Here is a 13,837-nt window from a genome sequence, read left to right as displayed (position 1 = left end):
ATTCCGTAGTGTTTTGAGTTGGCGCTAAAGCGCGTGAATGGTCGGATCAGCCTTGTTGCGGAGCCTGTGCGGTGCTGCCCGGCATGGGTACGAAGCCGGTGACTTCGAGGCCGTAGCCCGACATGCTGCCCAGCTTGCGCGGGTTCGACAGCACCTGCATCTTGCCGACACCCAGCTCACGCAGGATCTGCGCACCGATGCCATATGTCTTGAAGTCGACCGGCCGGCGTTTGAGCGCCTCGGCTTTTTCCTTCGAGTCGAACGCCTTGAAAACGTCGACCAGATGTTCCTTCGAATCGCCGCAGTTCAGGAGCACGATCACACCGAGGTCGCGCTGGGCGATCTCTTTCATCGCCGCATCCAGCGTCCATGAGTGAGTCGATTTGCCGACTTCGAGCAGATCCAGCATGGACAGCGGCTCGTGCACGCGCACCGGGGTGTCGTGTTCCGGGTTCGGCGTGCCGCGCACCAGCGCGATATGCGGCTGGCCGCTCGGCTGGTCGAGATACATCACCGCGCGAAACGCGCCGTGCGCGGTTTGCATGGTGCGTTCGCAAATGCGCTCGACGATCGATTCCGTGCGGCTGCGGTAGTGAATCAGATCCGCGATCGTGCCGATCTTCAGATCGTGCTCTTTGGCGAATTCCATCAGGTCCGGCAGGCGCGCCATCGTGCCGTCGTCCTTGATGACTTCGCAGATCACCGCGGCCGGCGTGAGGCCTGCCAGCGCGGTGAAGTCGCAGCCGGCCTCGGTATGGCCGGCGCGCACCAGCACGCCGCCGGGCTGCGCCATGATCGGGAACACGTGTCCCGGCTGCACGATGTGCTCGGCCTTGGTGTCCGGTGCGACCGCCACGGCGATCGTGCGGGCGCGGTCGGCCGCCGAGATGCCGGTGGTCACGCCTTCGGCTGCTTCGATGCTGACGGTGAACGCCGTGCCGTACTGCGTGCCGTTGCGATAGGTCATGAGCGGCAGGTTCAGCAGTTTGCAGCGTTCCTGCGTGAGCGTCAGACAAATCAGGCCGCGGCCGTAGCGGGCCATGAAGTTGATCGCTTCCGGCGTGACGAATTCGGCGGCGATCACGAGGTCGCCCTCGTTTTCGCGATCTTCTTCGTCGACGAGGATCACCATCCGGCCTGCTTTCAGTTCGGCAATGATCTCTTGAGTGGAGGCGAGCGTCATGTTGGCGGAATTTTTCGAAGAAAGCGCGTATTTTACGCCACGCGCGCCCCCACGTCGCCTGGGCCGGATGGCATAGGCCGTTTGGCGAGGCACTTAGGGCTGTCTGGCGGCGGTTTGACAGGGCGGCGTTGCTATAATTCGTCGCGCCCGCGAAGGCCGCCTCCAGAAAACAACCTCCCCGCTAAACCCGTTCGAGAAAGATCATGCCGCACTATCGCTCACGCACATCGACTCATGGCCGCAATATGGCCGGCGCCCGCGCCCTGTGGCGCGCCACCGGAATGAAAGACGACGATTTCGGCAAGCCGATCATCGCGGTGGTGAACTCGTTCACCCAGTTCGTGCCGGGCCATGTGCATCTTCGCGACCTGGGCGCGCTGGTCGCGAAGGAAATCGAAGCGGCTGGCGGTGTGGCCAAGGAATTCAACACCATCGCGGTGGACGACGGCATTGCCATGGGCCACGGCGGCATGCTGTATTCGCTGCCCTCGCGCGAACTGATCGCCGACTCGGTGGAATACATGGTCAACGCGCACTGCGCCGACGCCATGGTCTGCATCTCCAATTGCGACAAGATCACCCCGGGCATGCTGATGGCCGCCATGCGCCTGAACATTCCGGTCGTATTCGTGTCCGGCGGTCCGATGGAAGCGGGCAAGGTCAAATCGCCGACGGACGGCCAGGTGATCGCCAAGATCGATCTGATCGACGCGATGATCAAGGCGGCGGACCCCAAGATCAGCGACGCTGAAGTGGCTGAAGTCGAGCGCAGCGCCTGCCCGACGTGCGGTTCCTGCTCGGGCATGTTCACCGCGAACTCGATGAATTGCCTGACCGAGGCGATCGGTCTGGCGTTGCCGGGCAACGGCACGATCGTCGCCACGCATGCATGGCGCAAGGGCCTGTTCGAACAGGCCGGGCGCCTCGTGGTGGACCTGTGCCGCCGCTACTATCAGGAAGAGGACGTGTCGGTCCTGCCGCGCAGCATCGCCAGCAAGCAGGCATTCGAGAACGCCATGGCGCTCGACGTGGCCATGGGCGGTTCGACCAATACTGTGCTGCACCTGCTGGCGGCGGCGCAGGAAGCCGGCGTCGATTTCACGATGTCCGACATCGACCGTATCTCGCGCAAAGTGCCGTGCCTGTGCAAAGCGGCGCCCGCCACCGACAAATATCATATCGAAGACGTGCACCGTGCCGGCGGCATCCTCGGCATTCTCGGTGAACTGGCCCGTGCGGATCTGCTGGACCTGTCGTGCGGCAACGTGCATAGCGGCACGCTGGGCAATGCCATCGCCAAATGGGACGTCGCCGGTGGCGCGGGTGAAGAAGCGCAGAAGTTCTTCCGTGCGGCCCCGGGCGGCATTCCGACCACTGTCGCGTTCAGCCAGGAAGCCACGTTCGCGTCGCTGGATACCGACCGCAAGACCGGCTGTATCCGCAGCAAGCAGGACGCGTATTCGAAAGACGGCGGCCTCGCTGTCCTCTACGGCAACCTCGCGGAGAAGGGCTGCATCGTCAAGACTGCAGGTGTCGACGAATCGCAATGGATTTTCTCCGGACGCGCGCGCGTCTTCGAGAGTCAGGACGACGCCGTCGACGCCATTCTGGGCGACAAGGTGGTGGCGGGTGACGTGGTCGTGATCCGTTACGAAGGCCCCAAGGGCGGTCCTGGCATGCAGGAAATGCTGTACCCCACGTCGTATCTGAAGTCCAAGGGCCTGGGCAAGACCTGTGCGCTGTTCACCGACGGCCGTTTCTCCGGCGGTTCGTCAGGGCTCGTGATTGGGCATGCGTCGCCAGAAGCAGCCGAAGGCGGCACGATCGGTCTGGTGGAAGATGGCGATGTGATCGAGATCGACATTCCCAGGCGCAAGATGCACCTGGCGGTGTCGGACGAGGAATTGGCGCGCCGTCGCGAAGCCATGGAGGCTCGTGGTGACAAGGCGTGGATGCCGGTGGATCGTGAACGCATGGTGTCGCAGGCGTTGCAAGCCTATGCGGCGTTGGCGACCTCTGCGGACCGTGGCGCCGTGCGGGACCTCTCGCAATTGAAGCGCAAGTGAGGCGTAGTTGAAGCTTAACTGACCGGCTGGCTGATGCAGGGGGCGCGAGGCCGGGCGACGTTCGGTGAGTCGTATTGAGGACGCAATAGTCTCTTGCCGGGAGCGCGCCTGGATCACCCCGCTTAGTCAGGAGAAATGTCGGCCGCTTTCGGAAACGACGGCGGCCCCATCACTTTCGCGCATGGCCTCCGCTATTCCCGCGAACGACATCGGACGGCCAGTCAGAAAGCCCTGAACAACGTCACATCCCGCCTCTGACAACCAGGCGAGCTGCGCAGGGTATTCAACTCCTTCGGCGACGACCGTGAGGCCAAAGCTGTGTGCCATCGAGATAATGGCGGTAACGATCGGCTGTCCTGCGTGTGGCAGTGCCTTGACGAAGCCGCGGTCTATCTTGATCTGGTTGAGCGGAAATGACTGCAGATAGGACAGGGAAGAATAACCGGTCCCAAAATCGTCGATGGACAGGCGGATACCATGGGCGCGCAGTTGCCTCATCACGTTCACCGCGACTGACATGTTGGCCATGAGCAGGCTTTCGGTAAGCTCAAGTTCCAGCATGCCGGGGGGTAGACCACTATCTTTTAGCGCCTCAAGAACATCGTGCTGAAATCCAGGCTGTCGAAGTTGCCTTGCAGATACGTTCACCGAGACACTTGCGGCATTGCTCGCGTTGGCATTCCATTGTGCGGCATCGTGACAGGCGCGCCGCATAACCCATCTCCCCAGTGTAACGATGAGATCACTGTTCTCCGCGATCGGGATAAATTCTGCCGGCGAAATGCTGCCTTCCGATGAATGGGTCCATCGCGCAAGCGCCTCTACGCCAACAAGTTGTCCTGTCTGGCAATTGAATTGAGGTTGGTAGGCCAACTCAAGCGCCTCGCATTCAATCGCTCCCCGCAGTTCGCGCTCAAGCCAGGCGCGTCGCTGAGCCTCCTTCGTCATCTGCGGCCTGAACTCGACAGCGACGTTCTTCCCCCCGCTTTTTGCAGCGTACAAAGCAAGGTCTGCGCTGCTGACGAGTGATGCAACGTCGGTCGCATCGTCGGGGAACCGGCTGAATCCGACACTTGCCGTCACCGGAACGCTGCCGCCATGCAGCTCGAACGGCCGAGCCAGGACGTTGGTTATGCGCTCGGCCGTGCTACGGCTACCGGCGCGGTCGGCGTCGTCGACAGCAAGCACTGCAAATTCGTCACCTCCAATGCGGCTGACAACGTCTGTCGGGCGCACGGCGTCGCGTAGAGCGGAAGCGACGGAACGCAGCAGTTCGTCTCCCGCGCCATGCCCCAGGGTGTCGTTAACAGTCTTGAAGTTATCGAGGTCAACCAACACCAGCGTCACGTGCGTCCAGCCACCGCCCCACGGTAGCAGGCGGGCCGCCAGTTCGTCGTAGAATGCCCGGCGGTTTGGCAAGTCCGTGAGAGGGTCTGTACGCGCGAGGTATTCGAGTTCCCTCTCTGCCTTTACGACGCGCGCTTTCATGCGCGACGTGACGATGGACGATACGCAGAGCGCGCAGATGCAAGCTGCCAGGAGAAAGCCGGCATATTGCCAAAGCTCTCGAACCATGCCTTCAGTGCTCGCGACAAGCACGACGGTACCAAGGACTTCCCCGCCCTGGATGACCGGATAGGCGACAAAAATATCTTTCAGGGAAAAGTGTTCCGGCGCGAAATTGCTTGCGAGCGCCGCTTCGTTCGCCTCGGGTGCCGAGATTCCCGCTCTGGCGTACCGCGCGTGGACACTGCCTTGCGCGTTAAACACCGCGACGCTCTCCACATACGGCACGTTGCTAAGTGGTCGAAGTATCTCGCGGGTTGTCTGATCGTCGTGAAACATCAGCGACGCGGTGATATTTGCTGAGACCATAGCTGCTTGCAAACGTGCGTCCGCCAGGAGAGCGGCGCGTAACGACAGCGCCTGGTAGGCCAGCAGCCCTGCGCTGGAAATCAGCAGGGCGATTGCGATACCAACGATATTCACGCGCCCCAGGGCGCGCGTCAGACTTGGTGTCTGTTCCTCATGAGACGTCATAAGACATTCCTTGCAAGGCGGAGCAGCTTGGAACTGAGCGACAGATGTCGGCGCAGCGCCTGCTGATTCTCTATGTCGAAACGGAGATGATTTTCCTCAGTGAACAGACGGATGACCGCAGTGTGGTCGCCGGTGTCAAAGTTGCTGATGACCAAAATCGGCTGATCCGACGAGACAACGTCTTTCACCGCATGAGACATTTGCTCCTCGCCTTCGAGCACGATGACATTGCATCTGTCCTGGCCGCTCCTGGACGGCATGGGAATTACGGACCACGCATGGCCGCCAACAGATCGCCCGTCGAGTTTCGAGAGCGCGGTGCCAAGATCGCTGTCCCTGTTCGCACAGACAAAGAGAGTGGTGTCAGACAGACTTCCTACGGGCCATGTGGTGAACTGGGTAAAGTTGAATATATAAGCTGCCTTCAATGCCGACTCATCCACCTGCGCGTGAACCGATCCCGCTATAAGCGCCCAGATAACGAAGGTGCATGCGCTTGCATAGAAAAAGGTGCGGGCGAACGACATTTCAGAACCCGTACACCAACTTGACCAGGAATTCCCGGCTTTGCTGCGCTATGACGTCCTGCGTGAAGCCTGGGCCGGCGGGGTCCGCATATCGCGCGTTGGCGACGTTGTAGACAGAGAAAGAGACGTCTGCATGGGTGATCAGACGCGAGCTTCCGACGGTCACATTTCCCAGGCAATAGCCAGCCGCATGCCCCTGTTCCGCGAGTCGACTCGATACGCACTGAATCTCCGTGCCAATCCGCGCAATGTTTTCGAAGACGGGCAGCACGAGGTTCAGCTTCGCCAGGTTTCTGGGTGAGTTCTGCAGGACTGCCCCGGAGTTGCTGTCGCGAGCGATCTGCCATGAGTAACTGGCGCGTATCCTCGCATCACCAGCGAATCTTTGTTCATAGGTCAGTTCTGCGCCGTTCGCGTTCGCGCGATTCACGTTTTCGAAGATGTAGAGCCCGGATGGCGCGGTCGTCTCTGAAATCAGGTCGCGAATGTCATAGTGGAACAACGAAAGGGTTGCGCGGCCGGATTTGCCGATCTGTCGTTCGTATATGAATTCATTGGTTGTGATGTGCTCAGCCTTTAGCGAGGGATTCGCCATCTGTCCGCCGACGCCCGGAACCGCGTAGTAAAGCTCGTAGGCGTTGGGCGCCCGGTAGGCTTGCCCATAGACAAGCTTTAACGTGTCTCTCGGGGACGCCTTGTACTCAAGAGCCAGTCGCGGGCTGACATTCCGGCCCGAGACGGTTTCCTGGTCATAGCGAAGCCCCGCATTCAGCGAAAAATTCGCCGGTAACTGCAATTCATCTTCGGCATAGACGCCCTCCCGATTGCTGCTGCGCTGGTCGTTCAGAAGTAGCGAATACGGGTCTACGTTGTAGTTGTACTGGTCACGCTGAGCGTCGCGTGTGGAGTCCACCCCAAAGACCATTTTGTTCTTCGGAATCGATGTAAGGGTCGCGTGCACGTCGCCACCGTACCAAAGCGCGTGATCACCGTCGACGTTCTCCACCGGCCCGGGTGCGTAAAGGCTCGGGCTACGGTAGTCGTAACGCCCCCAATAGACTTCGGCCGCAACCTGTAACCCGTCGTTCACAGCGTGGTGGAACGAGCCGTTGATAAAGCTGTGGGTATCGGTGGTGCTATAAGGCGTGTCGAAAATCGCTCCGTACGGGGCGTTCGGCACGCCCTTCGTCCGGTTCCCGTAGGCCATGCTCAACCCGAAATCCCCGTACGCAAACTTTGCAAGGAAGTCCTGGGCCCGGTCGTAGTCCAAACCTTGCGCGACACCATGATTCTGATCTGCTGTGTCGAATTCCGGGTAGTAGAGGTCCTGTCCGCTCCGGACGTAGGAGCTCGCCGAAAGCACAACGTCTGCGTCGTTACTGCCATGCCAGCCATAGCTTGCCCGCGCCCGTTTCTCGCCGAAGCTGCCTGCGGCAACCGCCACCTGAGGCCCCTGAAGGGTCTTCCCAGTTTTGGTAATCACGTTGACGATGCCAAACAGCGCGTTTGAACCATATACCGCTGACCCCGGGCCTGGCACGTATTCAATACGCTCGACCATGTCCATGTCGACCGGGAAATCCGTACCGATCGGGGCCTGGTCGTACACGGCGTCGTTTATCCGTACGCCGTCAACCAGAAGCAGGAACCGGCTGTTGTAGTCGCCTGGACGCTGGAAGCCGCGTGCCCCGAGATAGGCGTAGTCGCGGTCATAGCTGACATAGAGTCCTGGCAGCGAGGCCAAGGCATCGGCGAGCGTTCTCCAGCCAAAATCCCGGATGTCCTTTGCCGTCAAGACGACGACAGCAGCAGGCGCATCGGAGATGGGCTGATCGAGCCGGCTGGCCGTGCTGACCGTTACCTGCATCAGGTCTTCGAGCGGGAGTGCTGCTAAATCCGCATCTGCACGCTGCGTAGGGTTGCCATCCTGAACGGGTTCGGTTGCAGGCCGTGCGTCGGCTGGCCATCCTGCCACACAGGCACTGGCTAGCATCGCAAGGTGCAGAACACGCAGGACAACGCACGAACGGTCACGCAAACAATACATATTGGAACTTTTTACTCAACACTCTTGCGAAAGGAGACTCTTCCCTTGTTCTTATCGGCCCGAGGGCCGCATTCTTGAGGAGGCGTTCATCCAGGACGTCGACGGCGGGCGCGAACTGGGTTGTGATAGCGAAGTACTGTGGGAGATTGACGCTCCCCGAACGCTCGCCAGTCGAACCCGACACACTTCTGTTTTTCCCGTCAATCTCCCGTTTGTCACCTCAACGTTCCCGAGCAATCGCCGTTAACAGGTAACCAGGTGTTCGCTTTACCAGATGGGGTTGGCGATTTTGCCTGCTCGTTGCTATCGATATGAGAGGTTGGCAAACATATGAAACTGTCTTTTGCCCAGAAGCTCGCCATGACCGCACTCGTCGCGGTGGGGGCCGCGCAGGGTGTGGATGCGCAGACTTTGCCGGACAGTGGCGCGCGCGCTGCCGTCATTGCCCAACCAGGCACGGCGACGGCACTGCCGGCCACGACGCAGGAACAGCAGGGGCAGGCCGGTGTGTTGACAGCCGACGAGGCGAAGCAATCCGCCGCCGGCAACGTCGCCGAGCTGCAACAGATGATCCGTGGTTCGGACCTGAGCGAGTTGCGCACGACCTACAACGGCGGCTATGGCGCGAGCCTGCTGTTTTACGGCAAGGAGATGACGTACTACGTCGCGCTGTTCCAGCAGAAGAATTTCTGGCGTGTCATCAAGACGCAGGACGCAACGCGTGCTGACATGATCTACAAGGATTTTGTGCGCCAGACGTTGCAGCTATCGGATGTCGAGATTCGCCGCACGCGGCTCGAGGCGCAAAAGGTGTTCACCGAGCGGATGATCGCGCTGTCGCAAGACCGGGCGAACCGCCTGCAGGCCGACCTCGATGTGGCGCATCAGCAGCAGAGCATCGTCAACAGTCAGCAGCAGCAGACGCGCGCCGAGGCGACCGTGCTCGCGCAGCAGAAAGCGGCCGCACAAGACCAGCTACGCGCCCAGCAGCGCGAAGTGCGAGAACTGCAGCGCCAGTTGGACAGCGGCTTGCCGAATTCGCACTGAGTGAGCGCCGACCCCTGCAGGAACACGACCCCGTCCGGTTTGCCGCGCAGGGTCGTATTCGTTCACCGATCGACACTCGTCATTTCAGAACGATGGCCGAGGTCATCGTCATCGCGATGCTGATCTTCTGCACCTCACGTGACCCGGTCCGCTTTAAGTCCGGCACGGTACGCTGACCTGAACGGTGCGGGATTCATGCGTCGGTGCCTCGGCGGCGGGGTACGTTCAGGTTGACCCACTCGTAAGCATCGTGCCCAAGCCTGCCCACTTCGCGCCACACGGCGAAGGGAATCTCCTGTCGGGCCGCGTGCCGATCAACGAGACCCTGGCATGCCTTTGTCATCTGTCGAAGCAGCACAATCGCATGCGTTTCAGTTCTCCCCCCGTGCTGGTCGAGCGCCGTCTTCGCCTCGTGAGCCCGTTGAAACATTGCCCGCCATTGGGAATCCCGGATTTCCTGAGCGTGAGTGCCGCGCTGCGCGAGCGCGCTCGAAACAATGTAGAGGTTTTTGAGCGCCGTGATGACTTCTGGTGGCAACACAACGCAGCCTTCGCTGCAGCCCGGCTGCGTGCGCGTCATCGGCATGTCCTCGACAGGTCCGCCAGGGGTGTGGCCGCGAAATCCGTTGTCGACGAAGCCGTGCAACCTCTTGAGGAACGGGCGGGATGTGAGATGTTAGCCAGCCGGTGTAAGTCTGGACTGGGTAGTGGTGTTTGTGAGATGCCGTTCGAGGTGGCGCTCATGCGGGCGTGACAAGTGTTGTGGATGAGAAATTCGCTGGACTGTTCAGGTCGCTTTCTGCCTTTCGTGCAGATGTGGCTACCGGATGGGGGGCAATAGTCGGCTTACGTTAGTGCTTGCGGCCAAAGCACGCCTGGGCGGCTTCGAAGGGCGACAGGCCCGCGCCGAAATAGCCGCGAAGACGCCGCATGGTCGCGGGGTCGGGATGATAGTGCGGGCGGATAAATCCCGCTTCAATGGCTTCGCCGTACCAGGCACGCGTCCACTGGTCCAGGCCCTGTTCGTACATTAGCGATACGTATTTCGACTCGTTAAACATGATGATTTCCGAAAGCTCAATAGACGCGTTCGCCGTACATGACGACGCCGGTCACTGCTGTAGTGAGACACTACAGCCCGCGACGGGCGTGCCGAGCAGGTTGAGCAGCGCGCGGAGTCGTTGCCGGTCCTGCACCGACAGTCCTGGGCGTGCCAGCAGGCACTCGATCTGCGATATCCAGTAGTCGCGACGGATAAGTCGTGGGCGACAAACCAGGGCATTCAGTGCCTTCTCCAGTTGTCCAATCTCGGTCTTCACCATGTTCACGTTTATCTCCTTCCGCAATCTTCTGAAATCCGGAATGTCACACGGGCTGTCGTGGGTCGCAGCAGACACCTCATTCGTAAGAGATCAGTGGCTGTTTCCATCATCCTGATCGACCGTCGACGGCGCTCAGGCATCCGCCGGGACGCGACACACGCTACATGTGACACAACATCCGCTACAGGTAATTCAGCCATATCACCATCAGGACGTAGGTGAGGACGAAGAGCCAACCCAGAGTGCGATTAGGCCATGTCGACATCGGCTTTCTCCATCGATACCGGGTGGTGAGTACGTGTGCTCATTTCGCGCTTTCACACCGGCTCGGCAGCAGTCCAACGCGTCCAGCCGCTTTGTCCATCTGCGCCGGTGACGCGCAAGGCGCGGGAGCCGTCGGTGAACGTCAGGCATTCAACGCGAAGACGCCGGTCTGCGTCAGTACCATGTGCGTGGACATCGCCGCTTTCATGCCTGAAATGCAGCTTGCCTTCCTGCAAGAGGTCCAGCGATGACTGATCTCCTGGGTTTGCGCGTTTACGGTCCCATCGGTTCAGGAGCGTCGCGGCAATTTCGGCGTCGAACATGTTGAACTTTCCTCAGCGGGCAGATAAGGGTGTCAGCCCGAAGCATCTTGGAGTGTGTGTCTTGGCCGCCTTGAAACGCGTGATCGCGCCCGGGTATCGACGCTCTGTTCGTTCGATGCGCCTGGTGCAACAGCCATACGTCGAATCCCTTGATGGCGGTCAAACAGACGAGGTTTGGGAGCAATGGCAGCCACAGTTTTTGGGCAAACGTTTGCCGTTTCATGTTCGACCCGCCGCAAGGGTTTGAATGAAGTCAACGTGTATAACGGCATCCATTCTTATATTTTGACCGGGGTAAACCCTGTGTCAGCATGCCATCCGCATGGGAGCCAGACAGTGCAATAATCTGCGCTGCACAGGTTCTGGCATGGCCTTCGGAACAGCCAGAATCCTTCAGCCGACACGACCTGTCGGCTTTTTTTCGCCAGCGTGTGGGCGAGCGCTCGTGCGAATCTACGGACTCGGAAGGGTCTTTCCATTGGAGAATTCGTTGATAGCGAGCACGGCCACTGTGGGTTGCGAGCCGGTACATCGACCAGTTCGCCGAGCGAGCATGTTGCGTGCACTGCGAAGGGCGCATCTTCGGGTATCCGTCGCAACATGGTGTTCCTTGCGCTAATGACTGGAGTCGTCTCTGGCTTCAACGTTGGACAAAGGGGCGTGCGATCCTTCGGTGCCGGCACCGAAGGATGCAGTTTGCTTTGCCGGCCAGTCAGCCGTGATAGGGGCTGCCTAAAAACTGTTCCATTCGTCAGCCTTGGCGGTTTGCGCCACCAGAACGGGCTGCGGAGCGGACCGCTTCACGGCTGGCTTGGCCGGCGCTCTGGCGCGCGCCGGAGCCGCCGTGTGCATCTGCGCGCCAGCCCCCCTGCCGGGGTCGTGCGAAACGTCCAGCCTGAACATCGAAACAGCGGCTTTCAGATCGCTCGCCTGCGACTCGAGCGCACCGGCGGCGGCGGCCGCCTGTTCGACTAGGGCCGCGTTCTGCTGTGTGACTTCGTCCATCTGCGTGACGGCCTGGTTGACCTGGCCAATGCCCTTGCTCTGTTCCTGTGATGCAGCGGTGATTTCACCCATGATGTCGGTCACGCGCCTGATCTCGCGGGTGATCTCGTGCATCTTCGTTCCGGCTTCCTGTACATGGCTGGCGCCTGTCCGCACCCGTTCGACGGAATCGTGGATCAGCTCCTTGATTTCCTTGGCTGCCGCCGAGGAGCGCTGCGCCAGCGACCGCACTTCGGAGGCCACCACCGCAAAGCCCCGTCCCTGCTCACCCGCCCGCGCTGCTTCGACAGCAGCATTCAGCGCAAGGATATTGGTCTGGAAGGCGATACCCTCGATGATGCCGACAATGTCGGCAATCTTGTCCGAGCTGGTGTTGATGCCCTCCATGGTTTCCACCACCCGCGACACCACGGCGCCGCCCTGTTCCGCCACCTGGGCGGCCTGCGCAGCAAGCTGGTTGGCCTGACCGGCATTGTCGGCATTCTGGGTGACGGTCGAGGTCAGTTGCTCCATGCTGGACGCCGTTTCCTCGAGCGAGGCGGCCTGCTCTTCGGTGCGTTGCGACAGGTCCTGGTTGCCCGCCGCAATCTGGTGAGTAGCGGTGGCAATCGAGTCGGCCGAAATCTTGATCGTGCCGATCGTTTGCGTAAGTTGCTCCTGCATGCGCTTCATCGAAAACAGCAGGCTCGAGCGGTCATCCGGTGCCGTCTTCACCACGGCAGTCAGATCGCTCCTGGCGATCTGGTCGGCAATTTCGGCGGCGTAGGACGGCTCGCCCCCCAGTGAGCGTAGGATGCCGCGGTTGAGCAGTACCACCACAGCCGACAAGGCCCCGGCAAGGACCACCAGAATCCCGAGGCTCTGATACATCGACGAGCGGAATGCCGCATCGATGTCGTCGACATATAGACCCGTCGTGAGAATCCAGTCCCACGGCTGGTAGGTCACGTTGTAGGCAATTTTCGGAGAGGCCTCGGTGGCTCCCGGCTTCGGAGCGCTATATGCGGTAAAGCCCTTGCCGTCGCGCTTGATGACAGCGACCATATCTCTGTATTGGTGAACGCCGTTCGGATCCTTGTAGTCGCCGACGTCCTTGTCATTCATCTCCGCTCGCGTCGGGTGCATCAGGACCCTCGGCTGCGAATTGACGATCATGAAATAGCCGTCCTCGCCGTACCGCATGTTCCGGATGCGGTCCATGGCCCGCTTCTGGGCTTCCGCCACGGGCATGGCGCCAGCGGCCGCGTCTTTGCCAGAGGTCGTGACAACACTCAGGGCGATCTCCGACGCGTGTATCAGGTCGGCCTTCCGCTCCTCCAGCCGCATTCCTCTCGTCTGGTAAGCGTTATAGATCGATATTCCAGCGAGACACAGCAAACTCAGGATGAGTGGCAGCCAAAGCTTCTGGACAAAAGACAGTTTCATATCTATGCAACCCTTGCGTTGAACATGTCACGAGCAGGCAAAATTGCCGCCCGTATAGAGGCTTGGACGCTGCTGCGGCAAGCAGCCAGTACTAGCCATTTATTCTTTGACGTGAAACTGAGATCTTGTGCCGCCAAGGCGGCTATGCATGCGAGGCAAACTTCATGCATACGTCGGCTCAGGATGCCGGCATTGAGCCGAAAACGAATCTAGGTGCATGTTTATCGGTTCAAGCCGAGCGGACTTTATTCGAAAAGGCGCAATCAAGGATTGACAAAAAAGAGGCTGGCGAGCGGTGTACCCGTGATGCGAAGATCCGCGGAAGGGATCGGCCACGACTACGATGCCATTCGCGCCGCACTGCAGACGCCCTACGTCAATGGCGTGGTCGAAGGCCACGTCAATCGCCGGAAAAGTTCTGAAGCGCCAGATTTCTGGACGTGCCGGCTTTCAACTGCTTCGCGCGCGTGTGCTGAATCACTTTTCCTTCACACCAGGAGGAAGAGTGGGTCAGTTTTACATCGGAGTTATCAAAACTGTAATCGCACGGTTCGCTTTGCGTCAGCTTGTCGGAGGTAAGTTAGTGAA

The 13,837-nt window shown here is 60.2% G+C and carries 12 protein-coding genes; 4 read left to right on the top strand and 8 right to left on the bottom strand.

Annotation, left to right across the window (positions count from 1 at the left end; translation table 11 throughout):
- Window positions 1-46: 46 nt before the first annotated feature.
- Complete coding sequence (gene ribBA / locus P3T25_RS29650) at window positions 47-1,183, bottom strand: bifunctional 3,4-dihydroxy-2-butanone-4-phosphate synthase/GTP cyclohydrolase II (protein ID WP_154560908.1); 1,137 nt, start codon at window positions 1,181-1,183, stop codon at window positions 47-49.
- A 203-nt stretch (window positions 1,184-1,386) separates the two neighbouring features.
- On the opposite strand from ribBA, the gene ilvD reads away from it, so the two are divergent.
- Window positions 1,387-3,249, top strand: coding sequence for a dihydroxy-acid dehydratase (ilvD, locus tag P3T25_RS29645; protein WP_429360440.1), 1,863 nt, complete (start codon window positions 1,387-1,389; stop codon window positions 3,247-3,249).
- 126 nt (window positions 3,250-3,375) lie between these two features.
- On the opposite strand, the gene P3T25_RS29640 is transcribed toward ilvD, so the two are convergent.
- Genes P3T25_RS29640 through P3T25_RS29630 form a run of 3 tightly spaced genes read right to left on the bottom strand, consistent with a single transcriptional unit; the run spans window position 3,376 to window position 7,809 of the window.
- On the bottom strand, window positions 3,376-5,289 hold the full coding sequence (locus tag P3T25_RS29640) for a bifunctional diguanylate cyclase/phosphodiesterase (protein ID WP_429360438.1): 1,914 nt from the start codon (window positions 5,287-5,289) through the stop codon (window positions 3,376-3,378).
- Window positions 5,286-5,816 carry a YfiR family protein gene (locus P3T25_RS29635; protein ID WP_154560914.1) on the bottom strand — a complete coding sequence of 177 codons (531 nt, stop codon included), beginning with the start codon at window positions 5,814-5,816 and terminating at the stop codon, window positions 5,286-5,288. Before P3T25_RS29635 ends, P3T25_RS29640 begins: the two co-directional genes overlap by 4 nt.
- A 1-nt stretch (window position 5,817) precedes the next feature.
- On the bottom strand, window positions 5,818-7,809 hold the full coding sequence (locus P3T25_RS29630; protein ID WP_429360436.1) for a TonB-dependent receptor plug domain-containing protein: 1,992 nt from the start codon (window positions 7,807-7,809) through the stop codon (window positions 5,818-5,820).
- Window positions 7,810-8,193: 384 nt separating this feature from the next.
- On the opposite strand from P3T25_RS29630, the gene P3T25_RS29625 reads away from it, so the two are divergent.
- Complete coding sequence (locus tag P3T25_RS29625; RefSeq protein WP_154566948.1) at window positions 8,194-8,910, top strand: DUF2968 domain-containing protein; 717 nt, start codon at window positions 8,194-8,196, stop codon at window positions 8,908-8,910.
- A 250-nt stretch (window positions 8,911-9,160) separates the two neighbouring features.
- Window positions 9,161-9,664: a hypothetical protein gene (locus P3T25_RS29620; protein WP_154566947.1), complete on the top strand. Its 504-nt coding sequence runs from the start codon at window positions 9,161-9,163 to the stop codon at window positions 9,662-9,664.
- Window positions 9,665-9,761: 97 nt separating this feature from the next.
- On the opposite strand, the gene P3T25_RS29615 is transcribed toward P3T25_RS29620, so the two are convergent.
- The 4 genes from P3T25_RS29615 to P3T25_RS29600 all read right to left on the bottom strand — a co-directional run bounded on the left by P3T25_RS29615 (window position 9,762) and on the right by P3T25_RS29600 (window position 13,150).
- Window positions 9,762-9,971, bottom strand: a complete 210-nt coding sequence (locus tag P3T25_RS29615) for a hypothetical protein (protein ID WP_233465180.1) — start codon at window positions 9,969-9,971, stop codon at window positions 9,762-9,764.
- Window positions 9,972-10,022: 51 nt separating this feature from the next.
- Window positions 10,023-10,232, bottom strand: coding sequence for a hypothetical protein (locus P3T25_RS29610; protein WP_154566951.1), 210 nt, complete (start codon window positions 10,230-10,232; stop codon window positions 10,023-10,025).
- Between the two features lie 317 nt (window positions 10,233-10,549).
- Complete coding sequence (locus P3T25_RS29605) at window positions 10,550-10,819, bottom strand: hypothetical protein (RefSeq protein WP_429360433.1); 270 nt, start codon at window positions 10,817-10,819, stop codon at window positions 10,550-10,552.
- 732 nt (window positions 10,820-11,551) lie between these two features.
- Window positions 11,552-13,150, bottom strand: coding sequence for a methyl-accepting chemotaxis protein (locus tag P3T25_RS29600; protein ID WP_429360431.1), 1,599 nt, complete (start codon window positions 13,148-13,150; stop codon window positions 11,552-11,554).
- Window positions 13,151-13,628: 478 nt separating this feature from the next.
- Here P3T25_RS29600 and P3T25_RS29595 point away from each other — a divergent pair.
- Window positions 13,629-13,837: hypothetical protein (locus P3T25_RS29595; protein ID WP_429360429.1), on the top strand; the 209-nt coding region annotated here is incomplete at its 3' end.

This window comes from Paraburkholderia sp. GAS32 (assembly GCF_050434225.1).
Taxonomy (GTDB): Bacteria; Pseudomonadota; Gammaproteobacteria; order Burkholderiales; family Burkholderiaceae; genus Paraburkholderia; species Paraburkholderia madseniana.
The sequence above is the reverse complement of the archived record's forward strand: the minus strand, read 5'-3'. Positions and strand labels throughout refer to the sequence as shown.